The organism is Kushneria sp. Sum13 (assembly GCF_052692355.1).
In genome coordinates, this window is record NZ_CP199847.1 from 1,955,964 (window position 1) to 1,977,195 (window position 21,232).

Below are 21,232 nucleotides of genomic sequence, written 5' to 3' on the forward strand. Positions count from 1 at the left end.
TACCGACGCACGCACCCTCACTTCTGATTAATGCGCTCGACGCCCCCCATCCAGGGACGAAGGGCTTCAGGGACGATGATAGAGCCATCGGCCTGCTGATGATTCTCCATCAGTGCCAGCAGACAGCGACCGACGGCAAGCCCCGAGCCGTTGAGCGTATGTACCAGTGACGGCTTTTTCTGACCCTGGGCACGAAAGCGGGCATGCATGCGCCGTGCCTGAAAATCTTCCATGTTCGACACCGAAGAAATTTCACGGAAAGTGTTCTGGCTGGGCAGCCACACCTCAAGGTCGTAGGTCTTGGCAGCGCCAAAGCCCATGTCGCCGGTGCACAGGGTCACCACGCGATATGGCAGCTCCAGTGCCTGAAGGATCGCCTCGGCATGGCCACGCATCTCTTCGAGCGCTTCATAGGAATGCTCAGGGTCAACGACCTGAACCATCTCGACCTTGTCGAACTGATGCTGACGAATCATGCCGCGGGTGTCGCGGCCGTAGGCGCCGGCCTCGCTGCGATAACAGGGCGTATGCGCGGTCATGCGAAGCGGCAACTGGGCGCCATCAACAATCTCGTCACGCACGATGTTGGTCAGCGGGATCTCGGCGGTCGGGATCAGGTAGTACTCCTGATCGCCTTCCAGACGGAAAAGATCATCGCCAAACTTGGGAAGCTGGCCGGTACCAAACAGGGAGTCGCGGTTGACGATATAGGGAACGGCCACTTCTTCGTAACCGTGCTCAAGCGTTTGCTTGTCGAGCATGAACTGTGCCAGCGCCCGGTGCAGCCGCGCAATCGGCCCGCGCATCACGGCAAAGCGTGAACCGGTAATCTTGGTGGCCAGTTCAAAATCAAGATAGCCATGCATGCCACCCAGATCGGTGTGATCACGCACGGTAAAATCAAACTCACGCGGTGTGCCCCAGCGATGCAGCTCGACGTTGTCTTCCTCATCGCGCCCATTGGGCACACTGTCATGCGGCAGGTTGGGGATGGCGGTAGCAATGGCTTCAAATTCAGCCTGCACCTGAGCCAGTTCACGACTGGCGCTGTCGAGTTCATCGCCCAGATTGCCGACCTTTGCCAGCAGCGGCTCGATATTCTCGCCGCGGGACTTGGCCTGCCCGATCTCTTTTGAGCGGGTATTGCGCTCGTTTTGAAGCTCTTCGGTACGCGTCTGAAGTTCACGGCGACGTGCCTCGAGCGTGCGGACCTGGTCAACATCAAGGGCATAGCCGCGGCGTGCGAGGCTGGCGGCAACGCTGTCGGGATCGCTGCGCAGCAGTTTGGGATCGAGCATGACTATCCTGTCGGTTCGTGACAATAATGTCCGCCAATCGCGAGCACACGAGGCGGAATCAAGATAAGGAACACATTGTAAAAAATAACGCTGCCGGACACTATTGGCCGACAGCCGACAACGACACTTTATCTGCCGCAGCGACATGACTGCCAGTGCATTATGCGCATACCGAACCACAATGGCGACCGTCGCCTGCCCGCGATCGCTGGACAGTCCATGTACACTGCCCATTGATCGAGCCGAACGCGCAGCCCATCCCGCATGCTTCTGACAGACCATGGCCACAAGACCTGATCATGACCGAACAGCTTAAGACCCCAGCGCTCGAGCAGTGCTATCAGCAGTTTCTTGATGCCCTTGATGCCCGCGGATTCAAGGGCGACATCGCGGCAGATGATGCCAACCGCGTGGTACTGGCCACCGACAATTCGATCTATCAGCGCCTGCCCCGGGCCGTCATCTATCCACGTGATGGCGATGACATTACCCTTTTGGCCACGCTTGCCGGCGAGTCAGCCTTCGCCGAGGTAGCACTGGCCCCGCGTGGCGGCGGCACGGGGACCAATGGACAGTCCCTGACCGATGGGCTGGTAGTGGATGTGACCCGCTACATGCACCACATCATCGACATCGATGTGGACAACCGGCGAGTGCGGGTTCAGGCGGGCGTGGTGAAGGATCAGCTCAATGCGGCGCTCAAGCCTTACGGTCTATTTTTTGCCCCCGAGCTGTCGACCTCCAATCGCGCCACCATTGGCGGCATGATCAGCACCGACGCCTGTGGCCAGGGTTCGCGCGCCTATGGCAAGACACGCCATCACGTGCTCGAGCTCGATGTGGCACTGCTGGGCGGTGAGCGCTTTGTCAGTCAGCCGCTGGATGATGCCGCGCTCGAGGCGCAGTGCGCCCGCACGGACAAGGTCGGTAAGGTGCATCGCTGCGCCCGTGAGATCATCGAGACCCGACAGGAACAGATCAAACGGGTTTTCCCGCCGCTTAACCGCAGCCTGACCGGCTATGATCTGGCACACCTGCGTACCGAACAGGGCCTTTTTGATCTCAATAGCGTTTTGTGTGGCAGCGAAGGGTCCTTGGGCTTTCTAATTGAAGCCACACTCAATGTCCTGCCGCTGCCGAAATATTCGGCCCTGATCAATGTCCGCTACCCGGGCTTCATGGATGCCCTGCGCGACGCTCGCGCCCTGATGGGCAGTGATGACAACAGCGATGCCCCCACCTCGATCGAAACCATCGACGACCGCGTTTTAATGCTCGCCATGGAAGACATCGTCTGGGATGGCGTGGCCGAATATTTCCCTGACGGTGCAGAAGGCAGCGCGCCAGTGCGGGGCATCAATCTGGTGGAGTTCAACGACAACGACGAGGCGTCTCTCAAGCGTCGCGTCGAGCGGTTTACCAAAGCGCTGGCAGACAACAGCGACGTCGAGCGCCTGGGCCATACCATCGCCTGGGGCCGCGAGCGCATTACCACGGTCTACGGTATGCGAAAGCGTGCGGTCGGGCTTTTGGGAAATGTGCAGGGCGAGAAGCGCCCGATTCCCTTTATCGAGGATACGGCCGTCCCGCCCGAGCAGCTTGCCGATTACATCGGCGAATTCCGCGCCCTGCTCGACGGTTACGGTCTCGAATATGGCATGTTCGGCCATGTGGATGCCGGCGTGCTGCACGTCCGACCTGCCATCGACATGAAGGATCCCGAACAGGCCGCTCTGATTCGTCCGTTATCCGATGAAGTGGTCGCCCTCACCCAGCGCTACGGCGGGCTGTTATGGGGAGAGCATGGCAAGGGGATCCGTTCGGAATACACCCCGGCCTTTTTCGGGGATCTTTATCCGGCCCTGCAGCAGCTCAAGGGCGCCTTTGATCCGCGCAATCAGCTTAACCCCGGCAAGATTGCCACTCCGCCACAAATGGATGCTACGCTGCTGAGTGTGGATGGCGTCACGACCCGGGGTGAGCTGGATCGCACCATTGATGAACGCGTGTGGCAAAGCTATCACAGCGCGGTCTACTGCAATGGCAATGGCGCCTGCTACAACTACGACCCCAATGACGCCATGTGCCCCTCCTGGAAGGCGACGCGTGAGCGTATTCATTCGCCCAAGGGCCGGGCCAGCCTTATGCGCGAATGGCTGCGCCGCGAACAGGATGCCGGCAACGATGTGCTGGCCGAGGCTCGTGAGCTGCGCCAGGCCGGAAGTTTACAGCGGCTTAAAACGCTGCCCGCACGGCTGCGGCGCACATTTAGTGGCCATGATCGCTTTTCTGACGAAGTTCACGAGGCGATGGCCGGCTGTCTGGCCTGCAAGTCCTGCGCCGGGCAGTGTCCGGTGCGGGTCAATGTGCCGGATTTTCGCAGCCGTTTTCTGGAGCTTTATCATGGCCGACGCATCAGGCCCCTGCGCGATCATCTGATTGCGCGCATGGAAACCCTGATGCCCCGGCTCAAACCCGTCGCGCCGCTGTACAACGCCCTGCTGCGCCAGAAGCCGGTACAGCACGTCATGGCGCGCTGGGTCGGCATGGTGGATGCCCCGAGCTTTTCACACAGTGACTTTCATAAGCAGCTCGGCGCCTGGGGCATCGCCGAAGCGACGCCTGTTGCGCTCGGGCTTTTGAGCAAGCAGCAAAAGGCGCGCAGCGTTGTGCTGGTACAGGACGCCTTTACCTCATGGTTTGATGCAGGCGTTGCCCGTGAAGTTGTCGAGTGTCTGAGCCTTCTGGGCCTTCGTGTGTTCGTCGCACCTTATCTGCCAAACGGCAAGCCCATGCACGTGCAGGGCTTCATGGGCGATTTCACCCGGGCCGCCACAAGGCAGGTCGAGCAGCTTCGAGCGCTGGCACGTCTTGACGTGCCGCTGATCGGTATCGACCCCGCCATGACCCTGACCTACCGTCAGGAGTATGTTGACGCGCTGGGAAAGGACAACGTACCCGAGGTAATGCTGCTTCAGGAATGGCTTTTGTCCATGGCCAGTGCGCTCGCGCCGTCTTCGGCAGGGACATCACAGCCGTCAGGGCTACGCTACCGGCTTTTGAGTCACTGCACCGAGAAGACCAATGCCCCCGGCAGCGCCAGGGCGTGGCAGCAGGTTTTCCATGCTTTTGGTCTGGAGCTTGAACTGGTGCCCACGGGCTGCTGCGGGATGTCCGGCACCTACGGCCACGAAGCACGTCACCTGGACACCTCCCGCATTATCTACAGCCAGTCCTGGCAGCCGCTGGTGGATGCCGCTGACGACCATACCCGACTGCTGGCGACCGGCTACTCCTGTCGAAGTCAGGTCAAACGCTTTTCCAGCGTGACCCTTGAGCACCCTCTTCAGGCGCTGCTGGCCCATCTTCGCCATCAACAAGCGTCACGATAATGATCAATGGCCGCCACCTTAAGGCGGCCTCTTTTTTTGCCCGTTGCAACGGCTATCGCCTGCGTCTAGGCTGCGCCCTCATTATTGCCCCCTATCGGAATCTTCCTGCATGGAAAACGCTGCGCTTTATCTGGCCCTGATCGGCCTGCTGTCCCTGATGTGTCAATGGGCGGCGTGGCGGGTTCACCTGCCTGCCATTTTGCCTCTTTTGATTGTCGGCCTGATTGCCGGGCCCGTGACCGGCTGGCTGAACCCAGATGCCATTCTGGGAGAACTGCTGTTTCCGCTGGTGTCGCTGTCGGTGGCGGTGATTCTGTTTGAAGGCAGTCTCACCCTCAATTACGAAGACCTGCGCGGTCACGGCCGCACCGTCATTCGTCTGATTACCTGGGGGGTCATCATTACCGGCGTCATTGGCACGGTGGCGGCCTGGTGGCTTTTGAACATGCCCCTCGAGATTGCCGCCGTTCTGGGTGGGCTGCTGGTGGTGACCGGACCCACCGTCGTCATCCCGCTTTTGCAGACGCTGCGGGCCAAGGCCAACCTTTCCCAGATCCTGCGCTGGGAAGGCATCCTCGTGGACCCGGTCGGTGCACTGCTGGCCGTTTTGATCTACGAATTCGTGGCGCTGGGTCAGGAAAACGGCGCGGCGTCACACACTGTTTTGCTGTTTGGCCAGACCGTTGGCCTCGGATTCGGACTTGGTGCACTGGGCGGCTGGCTCTGGGGTCTCATTCTGCGCCATCACTGGTTGCCGCAGCGACTGCATAACTTCGGCACCCTGATGATCATGCTGACCCTGTTTGCCGGCTCCAACGCACTGTTTGAAGAATCAGGCCTTTTGACCGTGACCGTCATGGGGATCTGGCTTGCCAACATGCGTGGCATTCCGGTGCGCCCGATCATCGAATTCAAGGAAACGCTGACCGTTTTGCTGGTTTCCGGACTTTTCATTCTGTTGGCGGCGCGCATTTCCACCGAGCAGCTGATGACACTGAACTGGCCGGCCTGGGTCTTTCTCGGCGTGCTCATGTTTGTGGCTCGCCCCATTACCGTCTGGATATGCACCATTGGCACTGAACTCCACTGGCGAGAAAAGGCGCTGTTGGCCTGGCTGTCGCCACGCGGCATCGTGGCCGCCGCCGTGGCCTCGCTGTTTGCCATCAAACTGGAGAAGGCCGGCGTTGAAGGTGCCGAAATGCTCGTCCCCATCACCTTTCTGGTCATTATCGGCACCGTGGTCATCCAGAGCCTTTTCTCAAAACCCATCGTCAAGGCATTGAAGGTCAACGAACCAGAGCCCACCGGCTTTCTCATTCTTGGTGCCAACCCGGTCGCGCGCGCCATCGCCAGCGAACTGATGACCATGGGATGGACCGTTCGATTGACCGACACCAGCTGGGACGCCGTGCAGGAAGCCCGTATGGCCGGCCTGCCGGTGTATTACGGTAACCCGCTCTCGGAGCATGCCACCCAGCATCTGGAGCTGACCGGCATTGGCCGACTGCTGCCGCTGTCGCCTTACCGTGAACTCAACAATCTGGCCGCCCTGCACTTTGAGCATATTCTCGGCCACGGCAACGTTTTCCGCCTGGCCGAAGAGTCGGGCAAGCACGCCAAGCGCCAGCAGGATCGTGCGCTGGGTCATCTGCCGCGGCTTTTCAGTGACGATGCCACCTTTGCAAAGCTTGCCAGTCTTGTCGCCAACGGTGCCGAGATTCGGGTGGCCAGAATGACCGACAACTTCGGGCTTGAAGAGTATCGCCGCATCCATGATGCCCGTTTGATGCCGCTGTTTTGTATTGCGGCCAACGGTCGACTGCGCGTGGCCCATACCGATGCCGCTCTGGCGCCCAAACCGGGAGAGCGCGTGGTCAGCCTGATCTATGCAGACTCCCCCGAGATGCAGCCTGGCGAACGTGAAGAACGGGCACGTGAGGAGCAGCGTGTAACCCCGACACGCAGTGACAGCAGCAACCCGGGGCGACTGCCTTCCTGAGTATTGATAGCGGCCGTGACCGACAGCGCCCGCCCTGGTCATGCCACCGTTCCGACACAAAAAAAACCTCGCGGTTACGAGGCTTTTTTCATGGATGCGTCAGGACATCAACGCCTGTGCCATCAGGTTTTGGAGGGACGTTTCTCGGTCGCAATTCCCTGCTCGCGCGCCATGGCATAGGCCGCCCTTGGCCCGGTCCACAGCAGTGGCAGCAGCAATAGCGATACCGGTACGGCGGCAATCACGATCACGGATTGCAGTGCATTGATCCCGCCTTCTCCCATCATCAGAAGCAGTGCCGCAACCACGCCAAAGGAGATGGCCCAGAAAATACGGACAAACGCCGAAGGTCTGGCATCGCCGGTGACCGACATCGCGATGGCGTAGGCCATCGAGTCACCGGTCGTGGCCACGAAGATGGTAGTCAGGACCAGAAAGGCCGGGACGATAATGAACGACAGCGGCAGCTGACTGGTCACCGCCAGCAGTGCAGCAGGCAGGCCACCGGCGGTCAGCGAATCCGACACACTGCCGGGCGATTGCAGCTCATAGAAGATGCCTGAGCCGCCAAGCGTTGCAAACCAGATGTTGGTGGCGATCGGCGCGGTGATGGCCAGTGCAATGACCAGTTCTCTCAGGGTACGGCCCTTTGAGATACGCGCCACAAACATCGCCATGGACGGCACGAAACTGATAAACCAGCCCCAGAAAAAGAGCGTCCACTGTCCCAGCCAGGTCTCGTTTTCACTGCCTCGCAATAGCGACATATCGATGAAATGATCAAGATAGCTGGCAAAGCCTTCCATCATGGAGTGAATGATGAAGGTACCAGGCCCCACCACCATGATCAGTACAAACAGTGCCAGCACGATCCAGACGTTGCAGTTGGACAGCCATTGAATACCGCGGGACAGCCCGGTTGCGGCAGACAGGGTATAGATGACGACCAGCCCGCCGAGAATAGCCAGCTGCAGCATATAGCTGTCGGCCCAGCCAAACAGCGTATTAAAGGAATAGGCAAGCTGGGTGGCCAGAAACCCGATGGGGCCGATGGTGCCGGCTGCCACACCCAGGATGCAGATCACATCCGCCACGATTCCCAGCCAGTGTGTTTCCACCTTCTGGCCCAGAAAGGGATATAGCAGCGCCCGCGGACGCAGCCGGATACCGCCGTGGTAATGGGCATGAATCATGACCAGCGCTGACAGCGTGCCCAGACAGGCCCAGGCGCTGAAGCCCCAGTGGAAAAAGGCCTGTGCCAGCGCCGGGCCAACGGCGGCAGGCGTACTGCCTTGTACACCGTCAAAGGCCGGCGGCGTCGACATGAAATGATAGATCGGCTCGGCGGTCGACCAGAACACGCCACCCCCGCCCAGCAGGGCGCAGAGAATGACGGCGTGCCAGTTGAAGGTCGACATGGCGACCTCACTTTCATTGCCGCCCAGACGCACATCGCCGTAACGTGTTAACGCCAGTGCCAGCGCAATGACGAGATTGAGCAACATCCAGAGTTGCCAGTAGGCCCCGAACCAGTGGGTAGACCAGCCGAAGGCGGTATCAATCCAGCTACTGACCTTGTTGATATCGATGAGTGCTGCGACCACGAACAGCACAAGCAGGCCGCCACTGAGTGCAAATACGATACGTTGACCGCGCACTCGAGCAGAGTCGGAGGAGGACATGAAGGAGGGTCACCATTGGAATCAAAGGTGCTCACCCTACCAATCCATTCCCTTCAGGTATATTCAAATTTCAAATCCATACATAATTGTCCGATCGGCAGGCAATCGGCCTGCCCTGCCGACCAATGGCCCGTGCGTCCGGGGTTCAATCTGGTAAGGTGTGCGCCATATCGCCCGGGCAACGCGACAGAGCGCTGTTCCCTGGAACAATCAACAATACATACCGGGAGTTGCTGAACATGCAAATTCTGATGGGACTGGTCGGCATCGTGTTCGTGCTGGCCGTCGCCTTTATCTTTTCCGAAAATCGCCGCGCCATTCGTTTTCGCACCGTTTTCTGGGCTTTTGTACTGCAGGCGGGTTTTGCCCTGTTTGTCCTTTATGTGCCGGTGGGTCAACACATCCTGATGGGCATGTCGGGTGGCGTGCAGGCCGTCATCGACAGCGCCGGCGATGGCATCGCCTTTCTGTTCGGGTCTCTGGCCGGCGGCAACAATGGCTTCATCTTTGCCATCCAGGTGCTCTCGGTCATTGTCTTTTTCTCCTCGCTGGTCTCCGTACTCTATTACGTGGGCATCATGCGCTGGGTCGTCAATATTCTGGGGGGTGGTATCCAGAAACTGATGGGCACCAGTCGACCGGAATCCCTGTCCGCAGCGGCCAACATCTTTGTCGGTCAGACAGAGGCACCGCTGGTCATTCGCCCCTTTATTGCCAACATGACCCGCTCGGAGCTTTTCGCCGTCATGGTCGGTGGCCTTGCAAGCGTCGCCGGCGGCGTGCTGGCCGGTTATGCCGCCATGGGGGTCAATCTTCAGTATCTGATTGCCGCCTCTTTCATGTCGGCGCCCGGCGGGCTTTTGATGGCCAAGATGATGCTGCCGGAAACCGAAACGCCCCAGCATGACACCAACGTATCGACTGCTGAAAACGATGAACAGCTGGCCAACGTCATTGATGCGGCTGCCACCGGCGCCAGCACCGGGGTACAGCTGGCACTCAACGTCGGCGGCATGCTGCTGGCCTTTGTCAGTCTGATTGCCCTTGCCAACGCCATTCTCACGGGCATCGGCGGGCTGTTCGGCTTTGAAGACCTTACCCTGCAGCTGATTCTGGGTTACATCTTCTCGCCGGTGGCATGGCTGATCGGGGTTCCCTGGTCGGAAGCAGTGGCGGCCGGCAACTTTATCGGTCAGAAAACGATTCTTAATGAGTTCGTGGCCTTTGCCTCCTTTACAGGGTTTGAAGGCAATCTCAGCGAACACACCCGCGCCATTATCACCTTTGCCCTGTGCGGCTTTGCCAACATTTCCTCCATCGCCATTTTGATGGGCGGGCTGGCCGTCATGGCGCCTTCGCGCCGTGGTGATGTTGCACGGCTGGGGCCAAAGGCAATTCTGGCCGGCACGCTCTCCAACCTGATGAGTGCCTCGCTTGCAGGCCTGTTTCTATCGCTTTAAGACTGCGACACCACGACAACATGCGCTCAGCCAACAGGACGCCATGACATGAGCAACGACGAACAGCGTCAGGCGCGCCATCAGCGCGCCATGGAAAAACTGAAAAGCCACGTGGATGAACGGGTGGCCAACGCCAGTGAAGAGCGCGGGCAGCTGCTGGTCTTTACCGGTAACGGCAAGGGCAAGACCACTGCCGCCTGGGGCACGGTGACCCGGGCACTGGGCTACGGCTATGGCGTAGGAGTCATTCAGTTCATCAAGGGCGAATGGGAGTGTGGCGAGCGTGAACGCCTGCAGGAAGATCCGAACCTGCAGGTGGCCACCATGGGCACCGGCTTTACATGGGACACCCAGAATCGGGAGACCGACCGCCAGGCCTGCGAAAAAGTCTGGCAGGATGCCAGCAGAATGCTGAGCGACCCGACGATCTATCTGGTCGTGCTCGACGAGATCACCTATATGCTGAAATTCGGCTATCTCGATATCGAGGCGGTGAAGACTGCCCTGCAACATCGCCCGACCGAGCAGAGTGTCATCGTCACCGGTCGCAATGCCCATCGCGAGCTGATGGCCATGGCCGACACCATCACCGAAATGCAGGAAACCCGCCATGCCTTCAATAACGGTCTGAAGGCACGACGCGGCCTCGACTACTAACCCCAGGGCTCCCTGCAGCGGGCCGCTCTAGCCTTTCAGATCAATCCAGAGCGAGCCCGTGAACGGGTCACTGATGTAGTTCTCGTTGATCTCCTCAAGCGTTTTGTGGGCATCGATATCCTGAAAGCGGTCGGGATAACTCCATTTGGCCATCTCTTCGAGCACCAGAATATTGAGCGGTGTATTGATGAGGTGGTGATACAGACCGTGCACCCTGCCGTTTTCAACAGCGCTTAAATGGCCAATGAGGGGTCGCTCAAGGATGTGCTTCAAGGATTGTACGGCTTCCCTGTCACTCACATCCGGCCCCAGTACCAGACCGTTGACGCGACGCAAATAGCCTCCACCGGTGGCAATATAGACATCGGGGTCACGTGTCAGAACATATTCGGGGTCGATACGCCCGCTTTTCCCCTTGAGCACGTCAGCACCGATATTGTCCACGTTCAGCCGTTTGGCGAAGTAATCAAAGCTGCCCTGTCCGGGGGAGTTACAGCACTCGTTCATGCCGGCATGGGCCTCGATCATGACCGTTGGCCTGGCGGCTTCCGGTACCGTCTTTACCCGATCCAGTACGGTCTGGCGTTTTTTCTCATAGAAGCTGATATAGCGCTCTGCCTGATCCTCACGTCCAAGCAGCGTGCCCAGCGCGCGCAGGCTGGGGACGGTGTCATCCAGCGGATCGGTAGCAAAATCGATGAACACGACCGGGATGCCCGCCGCATCCAGCTGATGCATGAGCTCCTGCCCCTGAGAGACCGGTATCTGTGAGCGGCTCAGCACGACAGCGTCGGGATTCATCGAGATGATCTTTTCAACCGAAATGCTGCCCGGCCCGGGCCCGTCTCCGACAATGGGCAGATCATCAAGCTGTGGCGCACGCTGGTGATAGATATCATAGAGTTCGGGCGAGCGTTTCATGTCACTGCCCCATCCCAGCAGCCAGTGCGCCGGGTTCTTGTCCAGCAGCGACAATGCAATCAGCTGACGCCCTTCGGCCAGCACGATATGTTCTGCCGGTTTTTCAAGGGTGACATCCCGGCCTTCGATATCATGCACCGTAATATCTGCCTGCGCCGACAGTGAAAAGACGCCCAGCGCGAGACCCGCAAGCCATTGTTTACTCAAGTGCATCCTGATGGTTTGTCCTGACTGATCAAAAAAAGGGAGCGTGGTATAGAGGCGGTGTCCGCCATGCCTATCATGATCCTGCCTCCTTGATGAGGCAAATCTTACGCTGGCTCGACAGGCGCTTTTCTTAAGTATATTGAGAAATCCTGCATAAAGAGCGTTGTACTTCATGCGACAGCCTCTTTACTATCTCAAGCAGTATTGTCCTTCAGGGTCATTTCGGATCCCTTTTGACACCGTCACCACCCTTTTTGCGTGCTGATGGCGCCTTTTATGGAGTCTTAACCCAATGTCTGTTTCACTGCGCCTCCCGACGCTTCTGGCCCTGCTCGCCATGAGCCTTCCCGTACTCCCTGTCACGGCAGCAGAGGCTCCCGCTTCCAGACAGATTGAGGTACAGGCCAGCGCCAGTATCGATGTACTACCAGACCGCGCCACCCTTAGTGCGGTCCTTGTGGAAGCAACCCCTCTGGTCGAGATGGGCGGCCAACGCGATAATGATGCCACGACCGGCGCTCGTGAAAAGCTTGAAAAACGCAGCACTGCCCTGATCAAGGCATTGCGCAAAATGGGTATTGATAATGACCGCCTTCATGCCGGCAATCTGAGCGTCTACAACGAACAGCAGCTGCAGGGCGATGATCAGGCAGCGCCCTTGAAAGAGCGCGTGGTCATCGAGCGCAAGCTTGATATCGATATCAACGACCTGACAGCGTTGCCCGGTATCATTGATGCGCTGTTCACCAATGGGATTGATCGCCTGGAAGGCATTCGCTACGACGTCAGCGACCGGGAAGGCGTTGAGGACAAGGCCCTGAAACAGGCGCTGGCAAGGGCTTATCAGAAGGCAGAGCTGATGGCCAATGCCCTGTCAGTGACACTGGGGGATGTCGAGCGCATTCAGGAAACCCGCTCACCCGTTCTGCGCCCGATGATGATGGCCACAGCACGTACCGAGCAGGCCGACAGTGCCACTTATACACCGGGCACCATTAGTGTGGATGCCGGCGTGCTGGTGAACTGGTCGCTTGACGCGTCACCGACGAAAAACACGAACTGACACCTCGGGCACCTGTTGCCCCTGATGCCCCCGACCTGCTGGGGCCAAAGGCCCGTCCTGTCAAAGGACGGGCCCATGGAAATATGTGGTGTACTCAAGGCACGTCCTTGTTGCTTCCCGCGGCGTTGTTCACAACGCCTTTGGACAGCACTACGGCACCGTGCTCATGAGCAGCCCCATATTGCATGCTCTATTCTTTAGGGCTGTTGGATGGAACCACTGGACAATGCGGCTTGGCAGGTATGCTCGACTATAAACTTCTTGAGGCGCTGGGCGCCGTTGTAGACCAGGCAGGATTTGAGCGCGGCGCTCAGGTATTGGGGCTGACCCAGTCCGCCGTATCGCAGAGAATCAAGCTGCTGGAGGCGCGTCTGGGCCAGCCGGTGCTTATTCGCGCCCCGCGCATTGCGCCTACTGATCTGGGCAAGCGCCTTCTCAATCATATTCAGCAGGTTCGACTGCTGGAACATGACCTGCTCGATTATGTGCCCTCACTTGGCGATCGCGAACAGCGTCTTCGTATTGCACTCAATGCCGACAGCCTTGCCACCTGGTGGGCCGAAGCCGTCGAAGATTTCTTTCGTGATCATCGGGTCATGTTCGATCTGGTCGTTGAGGATCAGGAAACCGCCCTCAAACGTATGCGAGACGGTGAAGTGGCGGCCTGTCTGTGCATGACGCCCCGCTCGATTCAGGGCGCCCGCGCCCGTCCGCTGGGTGGCATGCGCTATCGGCCGCTGGCCACACCCGAGTTCATGGCCCGCTATTTTCCCAACGGACTGGACCGAATCGCTTTGGCCGAGGCGCCAGCCGTGGTTTTTGGCCCCGATGATCGACTGCAGCAGCGCTATATTGCCAACCATGGCGTGACAGCGCCTTTTCCGCATCATCTGTGCCCGTCTTCAGAAGGGTTTTATCAGATGATTCGATCCGGCATTGGCTATGGTCTGGTACCTGAAATTCAGGCTCAGGCCGCCATCGATAAAGGCGAGCTGGTCGACCTTGAAACCAGTTCTGACGTTATCGTACCGCTGTACTGGCATTACTGGCGTCAGGGTGGGAATATTCTGGAAGCGTTGACCCAGCATTTGACCCTGCATGCGCGGCGCTGGCTGACCGACCTTGACGGTTTTGACAACCCATCAGGAGTGCTCTGATCATGCGTATCCCTCCTGTGGTGAAATTTGTAGCGGCCTGTGCCTGTGTACTGCTGCTGCCCGGCCTGCTGTCGTCCTGCAGTACTGCCGGGCAGGACAACAGCCAGGGAGGGGACGCTCTGGTCGTCACCGCCGGCGCCACGGATGAACCCACTGCCAGAGCCAATGCCATGGAGACCGGCCAGCACCTGTGCCTGTCGCGCGGCGGCCGACAGGCCAGCATGGTGGATATGCAGACAACGCCGCCGGCCATGACCACCATGGATGATGACTCAAAGGCCAGTTCCACCACGGATGCTCTTGAAGCGGCCACCTCGGAAGGTGATATCTGGCGCGCTAAACTGACCCTTCGCTGTCGCTGATACCTGCCCTTTTGCCTTGACGATGCGCCTGCACGCTCTCGACCTTGTCTGACAGGCTCTGTTCACGATCCGTTCGCGTGCCAATCCGCATGGAGGTCGTGATTCGGGGCGCCCCCATCTCATGCACGACCTCGTGACAGCGCCTGACCACCTCAAATACCGCCGCCCACTCCCCTTCGATGTTGGTGCCATAGGCATGCATCTGATGCGAAAGCCCTGCCTGCTCGATGACCTCCTGGCAGGCAGAGACATAAGCACCGACCGACACCCCCACGCCCAATGGCACCACACACAGATCAACCATGACCTTCATGACGCTCTCTCCTGACAAGGCTTGGCAATATGAGTTTTGCGTACAAAACCAACTAAAAAATCGTGAATGACGGTCTGGATTTTAAAACTCCGGACCAGAAAAGCATCTTGAGGCTGCCCTGGTCTCTGGTGTATGACCCGCCCACGGTAGCGGGAAGCCTCGTCGGAATAATGCACCATCACCAGGGGAGAATGGCATCCCCGGTAACCCCTTCAATGATTTTTCAGCCCTGCCAGACCCTCTTTCCCAAACGCTCGAACGGTCGTTTCGATGCAATGCATCAGGCGTTTTCCAGCCTCATCCGTGAGCGCTGCGTATATGCGGTAGCCGTAGCGGCGCCGCGATGGCATTATTTCCCAAGTGTGATCCGTATGCCCATCCATTGTGGACCGTCAACCCGACGAGGTAGTCATTGAAGATGTTCGAGCGTATCGAGCGAGTTCCCGGGGACGCCATCCTCGGCCTGATCGAAGCCTATCAGCAGGATTCCAATCCCCAAAAGGTTGATCTTGGGGTTGGTGTCTATCGTGATGACCAGGGCCGCACGCCGGTACTTGCGACGGTCAAGAAGGCGGAAGAGCAGCTTTGTCAAAACGAGGCCACCAAAAGCTACATTGGCTCTCATGGCGATTCACGCTATACCGAGGCGGTCACCAGGATGGTGGTGGGTGAAGACTCTGCCACATTGAAAGCCGGGCGCATCAGCACGACCCAGACACCGGGAGGCACCGGTGCCCTGCGTCTGGCCGCCGACTTTTTGAAGGCGCATTTGCCAAACCGCGCCATCTGGCTGAGTGACCCGACCTGGCCCAATCATCCGGCCATCTTTGACGCCGCGGGCATCGAGGTCAAACGCTACCCCTACGTCAACGCCGATAATCGTCTGGACTTCGAGGCCATGCTGGCCGCCTTGAAGGAAGTCCCCAAAGGCGACATCGTGTTGCTGCATGCCTGCTGTCATAACCCGACCGGTTTTGACCTGTCCGAGGGGCAGTGGCATGAGATTCTTGAAGTAATCAAATCACGCGGGCTGCTGCCGCTGATCGACTTCGCCTACCAGGGCTTTGGTGACGGGCTCGATCAGGACGCCTTCGGCGTACGCCTGTTTGCCGAAGCCCTCGACGAAATGCTGATCACCACCTCGTGCTCGAAAAACTTCGGTCTTTATCGTGAGCGTACCGGGTCGCTGATGGTGCTGGCAGCCGATTCAGAGCAGATGCAGAACGTGCGCACCCAGGTCGCCATTGCTGCACGCGAGAACTACTCCACACCGCCCTCTCACGGTGCTGCCGTGGTGGCCGAGATCCTGAGTTCGCAGACACTGACCGAGCAGTGGAAGCAGGAACTTGCCGACATGCGGGGGCGCATCAACGGCCTGCGCAGTGACTTTGTGGCAGCCTTTCGCCCGCACGGTCTTGAAGAGCGCTTTGCCTTCATTGCCGAGCAGCGTGGCATGTTCTCCTACACCGGCCTGAGTCAGGAACAGGTCAAGCGACTGCGCGATGAGTTCAGTATCTATATGGTCGGTTCCGGGCGTGCCAACATCGCAGGCCTTTCCGGGGACTCACTGGACTATGTGGCTCGCGCCATCGCCACGGTCGTGAAATAACGATCCGGCGTCAGCATAAAAAAGCGAGCCCGAGGGCTCGCTTTTTTTATCTGCCTGTCTCAGGGAGAGGCTGAATCGCCGGAACTGTCTGCCGGTGCGGCAGGCTCGGCCGGCGCCTGTTCCTCTGAAGCCCCCGACACCCCCCATGCCGCGGCCGAAGGCGTACTCGGAGGTGCACTCAATGTAGCAGGGGTCGAAGACGTGTTTGAACGCTGCCACGTCTGGGAAGGCGACTCTGGCGGCAAATGCCAGGCAGAAGACACGGCCTGCTCCGAAGTCTCTCCTGCCGAGCCCTGCGCCAGGGCATGAAGCCGCTGCGAAATGGCAGGATCATCAAGACGCTGGTGAAACTCCTGACGTGAAATCTGGCCGTCACCGTTTTTATCCAGCGTGTTCCAGTGATCCCCCAGCCCCAGACGCTCCAGATCAAGTGCACTGAGACCACTACGCGCATCGGTATTGGCCTGATCAAAGAGCGCATCGACATTTAAACCATCATCGGATGACGTGCCTGCCCGTGCAGCATCGCTGTCCTGTGTCGAGTGCTGCGCACACCCGGCCAGCATTGCCACGATGACAAGCCCTGACAGCCTGTCACGATATCTTGTTGGCCCTCTGCGCATAGAACGTCTCCGAACCATCAGTCATGAAAGAGTACTAATACTATAAACGCAACGCAGCCACTCTTCACGAAAGACGTTCATGCTGCTGGCCGGAGATCATGTCACTCGACTCGCGTCCCTTGTCACCCAGTATGCGACGATAATTCCACCAGGCCAGCACGCCGGCCAGCACGTTGCCAATGGCCGCGCCGATACCCAGCCCCATGAGTCCCCCGAGCCAGGCGCCGAGACTCAGGCAGGGCAAATAGCAGACAAAAAGCCGCATGAAGGAAACCGTGACGGCCCGGCGTGGCCAGCCAAGCGCATTGCACGCCGATACCACCAGCATGCATATCCCTAAAAAGGCGTAGCTTGGCAGCATGAAATGCAAAAGCATGGCCAGCATACCTCTCACTTCCTCATTGCCCGCCAGCAGCCCCGCCAACGGCATGGCGGCGGCACTGAGCACAATGCCAAGCACCAGCTGCCAGACCAGCACCACTCTTGCCGCCAGATTCATCAGCGCGCGAATTTCCTGCCAGCGCCCTGCCCCAAAACTACGGCCAAGCCAGGGTGGCAGAGACATGGTCAATCCCAGAACCACCAGAATGACGAAGGTTTCCAGACGCGCAGCCAGTCCCCAGGCCGCGACAGCCGCCTCGCCAAGCCTTGCCACGATACCGGTCGCTGCCAGCGCCGACACCGCCGGCAGCAGCTGCGAGGCCATGGCCGGTAACGCAATGCTCATAAAGCGCGCAAGCGAGGCACCGGCTTCCTGACGAAGGCCGGAAGCGCTGAGCCAGTCACGCCTGGAAAGGCTTTGTGCCAGTACCAGCAGACCGATGACAAAGGCAATCAGCGTTGCCCATGCCGCACCCGCCAGCCCCCAGCCCTTGAAAGGCCCCACGCCGAAGATCAGTACAGGGTCCAGCACAAGATTGATCAGACTGGTCAGCACCATCATGCGACCGGGGAGACGCGTTTCCCCATGCGCGCGAAAGAGGCTATAGCCCAGATACAGCAGCGCCCCGATCCAGCTGGCCAGCAGCCAGGGCCCCCAGTACTGATGGATCAGCACCATGGTGGCTTCATTGGCCCCCAGCAGGCGGAAAATGATCGGCTCCAAAAGCCAGAGCACCAGCAGCAGCAACAGCATGGCAGCACTGCCGCCCAGCAGTACAAGACTGCCCAGCCGACGAGCGCGGGCCGGCTCATCAGCCCCCAACGCGCGGGAGATCAAGGCTGCAATGGCAATGCCAAAGCCGACCTGTACCCCAATGATGACCGTCGCCACCGGAAACGTGAACGACTGTGCCGCCAGTGGCTGGGTGCCCAGGCGCGCGATAAAGATACTATCAATCAGATTGAAGCCCAGAAGCGCCATCACGCCCACGGCCATCGGCAGTGTCTGGTGCCACAGGGTTTTACCCATTTCTCGGGTTTGAGGCGATGCCACAGCACCTCCAGAGTTGATGGGATGAAAGGGAATGCGGCGCGCAGTCTAACCTTATGCACAAAAAAAAGCAGGCAATGCCTGCTTTCCCGGACCGTCGTTTTCTGGCGGCGTACGGGCCGGCAGAGGCTTTCGGGTTACATCGAGGTGAGGATCTCGTAGCTGCTGTCCGAGCTCGAGGGGCTCTGGGTGGTGTGACCATCCACTACCAGCGTGTACTGCCCGGCCGCCAGGTTGCTATCGATGTTGAAATTGCCCTGTGCATCGCTGGCACTGCTGGCCACGATCTGGCCCTGCTGATCAAGCACCATGGCATTCAGGCGATAGGCCGTATTGTGTGCTCCTGCCGGATGACGACTGGCCAGCTGAATCTGACCGCCATTCTCGACATTGAACTGGAAACGATGCGGGGCACCCTGAGCCGTATAATAGGTGCCGGTCAGTCCTTCGGCAGTGGCAACCGCGGAACGCGACAGCGTACTGCTGCTGGTGTTGAGCGTCGCGCCATTGTTGGCCTTCATGAACTGGCCTTCAGTAGTGGAAGCCATGGTTTGCTGTGCCATCAGCGTGGTCAGTGAAAGCGCAGCGATCAGAAGTGTGCGTGTCATGTCATGTCCCTTTTCAGTGTGGTATATCTCGGGCTTGTTTTGTCAGCGCCCGTGTTGATAGATATATCTTCCGCCTGAAAGCACTTCTGATCGATGCACCCTATAACAATTTCATGTTGCCAAAAACGCAACATTCGAGCCGGGAGAGCGTAAGCAGTCATGGATCTGTCCAGCCGTCTTTTACTCCTTGCCGAAGTGGTCGAGGCCGGAAGTTTTACGCGTGCCGCTGACCTGCGCCACGTTGACCGTTCGGTTATTTCACGCCAGATCCGACAGCTGGAAAAGGAACTGGAGGTGCGACTTTTCAACCGCTCGACCCGTGTGGTGCATCTCACGGATGTCGGACGGGAGATCTATCATCGCGCCCTGCGCCTGCGCACCGCTCTTGAAGATGCCCGCCATGTGGCGGAGGCCCATCAAAGCGAACCGCGCGGTGTTTTACGCATCAATGCCCCCACGGACTTTGGCCGGCGCTATATCGGGCCGGCAGTGGGGCTTTTCATGCGACGCTTTCAGGACATGCATGTCGAGCTGCAGCTCGATAACGCCTATGTCGACGTGATCGCCGGCGGTTACGATCTGGTCATTCGCATCAGCGAGCCGCGGGACTCATCGCTCATTGCCCGCCCGCTGGCCAGCAATCATCGGGTCATCTGCGCCAGTCCCGAGTTCATTCAACGACACGGCCTGCCTGAAAGTGTCGAGGAGCTACTGCAATTACCGGCCGTGACTTACTCGCGCGACGATCTGACGCTGGACTATCTGCACTATTACAACGAGCACAACACGATCGTCCGTGGCGCATTCAACTCGCACTTTCGAACCAATGAACCCGAAATCATGGTCAGAGCCATGCTGGTGGGGCTGTGTTATGGGGTAATGTCTGCCTTCATGCTGGAAGACGCCTTTCGCGACGGCAAACTGTTTCCCATCCTGCCCGAGCTACGACTGGCGCCGAGCCCCGATATTTATATGGTTTATCCCCATCGCGAGTTTCTCTCGCTCAAGACCCGACGCTTTATCGAGTGTCTGCAGGAAGTCGTGGGAGAGCCGCCAATATGGGAGCGCAACATGCCACGAATCGGCATGCTGCAGGGCTATGACCCGATGGCCTGAGAACAGACCCATCAGCGCCCAGGCAAGCGCCTGAGGCCCTGATGGGTGGACAGGCTATGCCTTAAAGGGCGTCGAGCCCGCGGGTCAGATCCTTTTTGATGTCCTCGAGATGCTCAAGGCCCACTGCAATCCGGATCAAGCCTTCCGTAATGCCCGCCGTGGCCCGCTGTTCATCGCTGAGGCGCCCGTGCGTCGTGGTGGCGGGATGGGTGATGGTGGTTTTGAGATCGCCCAGATTGCCGGTAATCGACAAGAGCCTTGTGGCGTCAATCACCGACCAGGCCCCCTCACGTCCGCCCTTCACTTCCACGCCCAGCACGGCGCCGAAGCCGCTTTGCTGACGTGCGGCCAGCGCATGCTGGGGATGGGACGTCAGACCACTGTAGTGCACCCGTTCCACACCGGGATGCGCCTCGAGCCATTTCGCCAGTGCCAGCGCATTGTCACAGTGCGCGCGCATGCGTAGTCCCAGCGTTTCAAGACCCTTGGTAAAAATCCAGGCGTTGAAGGGACTCATGCTCGGGCCACAGGTACGTACCACCCCGTGCACTTCCTTGACCAGATCGGCGCGACCGGCCACGGCGCCGCCGATGGCACGACCCTGCCCATCGAGATACTTGGTCGCCGAATGGATAATCAGATCGGCCCCATGCTCGATCGGGCGCAAAAGCGCCGGCGTGCAAAAGCAGTTATCGATGGCAAGCCAGGCGCCGTGGTCATGGGCAATATCGGCCAGCGCGCGAATATCGGCAATCTCGGACAAGGGGTTGGAAGGCGTCTCGGCAAACAGCAGTTTCGTACGCGGCGTCATGGCCGCCTTCCAGCTCTCCAGATCGGAAAGCTCCACGAAATGGGTCACCACTCCGAACTTGCCAAAATATTTGGCAAACAGGCTGACCGTGGAGCCAAAAAGCGCCCGCGAGGCGACGATCTCGTCACCGGCTTCCAGCAGTCCGAGCACGGTCGACATGATGGCGGCCATGCCTGATGACGTGGCTACACAGGCCTCGGCCCCTTCCATCGCTGCCAGCCGGGCTTCAAAGGTCTGCACGCTGGGATTGGTAAAGCGCGAATAGACATTGCCGGGCTCTTCGCCGGAGAACTTGCGCGCGGCTTCAGCGGCGCTTTCATAGACAAAGCTTGAGGTGGGAAAGATCGGTTCGCTGTGTTCCTGCTCATGGGTGCGCTGATGGCCGGCCCGAATGGCCAGCGTATCCGGATGCAGATGGTCGCTCTGGGCGTCTTTTTCAAACATGGTGGCTTCCTTGAATGGTCGAAGACCGTGACATCATTTAAAACGGCCCGGGGCAGCTTCGCCCGTCATCGTCATGAA

At 59.1% G+C, this 21,232-nt stretch carries 17 protein-coding genes; 9 read left to right on the forward strand and 8 right to left on the reverse strand.

The window, feature by feature from the left end:
* Window positions 1-17 precede the first annotated feature (17 nt).
* Window positions 18-1,298 (reverse strand): serine--tRNA ligase, encoded by a 1,281-nt coding sequence (gene serS, locus ACUN8C_RS09245; RefSeq protein WP_445618946.1) that lies wholly within the window; start codon window positions 1,296-1,298, stop codon window positions 18-20.
* A 299-nt stretch (window positions 1,299-1,597) separates the two neighbouring features.
* Here serS and ydiJ point away from each other — a divergent pair, with 299 nt between their 5' ends.
* On the forward strand, window positions 1,598-4,690 hold the full coding sequence (ydiJ, locus tag ACUN8C_RS09250) for a D-2-hydroxyglutarate dehydrogenase YdiJ (RefSeq protein WP_445618947.1): 3,093 nt from the start codon (window positions 1,598-1,600) through the stop codon (window positions 4,688-4,690).
* A gap of 109 nt (window positions 4,691-4,799) precedes the next feature.
* The gene (locus ACUN8C_RS09255) at window positions 4,800-6,689 is read left to right on the forward strand and encodes a cation:proton antiporter (protein WP_445618948.1); all 1,890 of its coding nucleotides are present in this window, start codon (window positions 4,800-4,802) and stop codon (window positions 6,687-6,689) included.
* A 122-nt stretch (window positions 6,690-6,811) separates the two neighbouring features.
* Here ACUN8C_RS09255 and ACUN8C_RS09260 read toward each other — a convergent pair whose 3' ends face one another.
* Complete coding sequence (locus ACUN8C_RS09260; RefSeq protein ID WP_445618949.1) at window positions 6,812-8,371, reverse strand: BCCT family transporter; 1,560 nt, start codon at window positions 8,369-8,371, stop codon at window positions 6,812-6,814.
* Window positions 8,372-8,610: 239 nt separating this feature from the next.
* Between ACUN8C_RS09260 and ACUN8C_RS09265 the strand changes: the two genes are divergently transcribed.
* Complete coding sequence (locus tag ACUN8C_RS09265) at window positions 8,611-9,831, forward strand: NupC/NupG family nucleoside CNT transporter (RefSeq protein ID WP_445618950.1); 1,221 nt, start codon at window positions 8,611-8,613, stop codon at window positions 9,829-9,831.
* A 48-nt stretch (window positions 9,832-9,879) separates the two neighbouring features.
* Window positions 9,880-10,488 (forward strand): cob(I)yrinic acid a,c-diamide adenosyltransferase, encoded by a 609-nt coding sequence (gene cobO, locus ACUN8C_RS09270; protein WP_445618951.1) that lies wholly within the window; start codon window positions 9,880-9,882, stop codon window positions 10,486-10,488.
* A gap of 27 nt (window positions 10,489-10,515) precedes the next feature.
* Here cobO and ACUN8C_RS09275 read toward each other — a convergent pair whose 3' ends face one another.
* The gene (locus ACUN8C_RS09275; RefSeq protein ID WP_445618952.1) at window positions 10,516-11,616 is read right to left on the reverse strand and encodes an ABC transporter substrate-binding protein; all 1,101 of its coding nucleotides are present in this window, start codon (window positions 11,614-11,616) and stop codon (window positions 10,516-10,518) included.
* 292 nt (window positions 11,617-11,908) lie between these two features.
* On the opposite strand from ACUN8C_RS09275, the gene ACUN8C_RS09280 reads away from it, so the two are divergent.
* The 3 genes from ACUN8C_RS09280 to ACUN8C_RS09290 all read left to right on the forward strand — a co-directional run bounded on the left by ACUN8C_RS09280 (window position 11,909) and on the right by ACUN8C_RS09290 (window position 14,198).
* Window positions 11,909-12,679, forward strand: a complete 771-nt coding sequence (locus tag ACUN8C_RS09280) for an SIMPL domain-containing protein (protein WP_445618953.1) — start codon at window positions 11,909-11,911, stop codon at window positions 12,677-12,679.
* Window positions 12,680-12,921: 242 nt separating this feature from the next.
* Window positions 12,922-13,836 carry a LysR family transcriptional regulator ArgP gene (locus ACUN8C_RS09285; protein WP_445618954.1) on the forward strand — a complete coding sequence of 305 codons (915 nt, stop codon included), beginning with the start codon at window positions 12,922-12,924 and terminating at the stop codon, window positions 13,834-13,836.
* 2 nt (window positions 13,837-13,838) lie between these two features.
* On the forward strand, window positions 13,839-14,198 hold the full coding sequence (locus tag ACUN8C_RS09290) for a hypothetical protein (RefSeq protein ID WP_445618955.1): 360 nt from the start codon (window positions 13,839-13,841) through the stop codon (window positions 14,196-14,198).
* On the opposite strand, the gene ACUN8C_RS09295 is transcribed toward ACUN8C_RS09290, so the two are convergent.
* Complete coding sequence (locus ACUN8C_RS09295) at window positions 14,173-14,511, reverse strand: MTH1187 family thiamine-binding protein (protein WP_445618956.1); 339 nt, start codon at window positions 14,509-14,511, stop codon at window positions 14,173-14,175. The genes ACUN8C_RS09290 and ACUN8C_RS09295 overlap by 26 nt on opposite strands.
* 418 nt (window positions 14,512-14,929) lie before the next feature.
* On the opposite strand from ACUN8C_RS09295, the gene ACUN8C_RS09300 reads away from it, so the two are divergent.
* Window positions 14,930-16,120 (forward strand): amino acid aminotransferase, encoded by a 1,191-nt coding sequence (locus ACUN8C_RS09300; protein ID WP_445621849.1) that lies wholly within the window; start codon window positions 14,930-14,932, stop codon window positions 16,118-16,120.
* Between the two features lie 59 nt (window positions 16,121-16,179).
* Here ACUN8C_RS09300 and ACUN8C_RS09305 read toward each other — a convergent pair whose 3' ends face one another.
* The 3 genes from ACUN8C_RS09305 to ACUN8C_RS09315 form a co-directional block, all read right to left on the reverse strand.
* Window positions 16,180-16,692 (reverse strand): EF-hand domain-containing protein, encoded by a 513-nt coding sequence (locus ACUN8C_RS09305; RefSeq protein ID WP_445618957.1) that lies wholly within the window; start codon window positions 16,690-16,692, stop codon window positions 16,180-16,182.
* Between the two features lie 115 nt (window positions 16,693-16,807).
* Window positions 16,808-18,154, reverse strand: coding sequence for an MATE family efflux transporter (locus ACUN8C_RS09310; protein ID WP_445621850.1), 1,347 nt, complete (start codon window positions 18,152-18,154; stop codon window positions 16,808-16,810).
* 158 nt (window positions 18,155-18,312) lie between these two features.
* Window positions 18,313-18,783 (reverse strand): hypothetical protein, encoded by a 471-nt coding sequence (locus ACUN8C_RS09315; RefSeq protein ID WP_445618958.1) that lies wholly within the window; start codon window positions 18,781-18,783, stop codon window positions 18,313-18,315.
* 159 nt (window positions 18,784-18,942) lie between these two features.
* Here ACUN8C_RS09315 and ACUN8C_RS09320 point away from each other — a divergent pair, with 159 nt between their 5' ends.
* Window positions 18,943-19,899 carry a LysR substrate-binding domain-containing protein gene (locus ACUN8C_RS09320; protein WP_445618959.1) on the forward strand — a complete coding sequence of 319 codons (957 nt, stop codon included), beginning with the start codon at window positions 18,943-18,945 and terminating at the stop codon, window positions 19,897-19,899.
* A gap of 61 nt (window positions 19,900-19,960) precedes the next feature.
* Here ACUN8C_RS09320 and ACUN8C_RS09325 read toward each other — a convergent pair whose 3' ends face one another.
* Window positions 19,961-21,154 (reverse strand): O-succinylhomoserine sulfhydrylase, encoded by a 1,194-nt coding sequence (locus tag ACUN8C_RS09325; RefSeq protein ID WP_445618960.1) that lies wholly within the window; start codon window positions 21,152-21,154, stop codon window positions 19,961-19,963.
* Window positions 21,155-21,232: the final 78 nt, after the last annotated feature.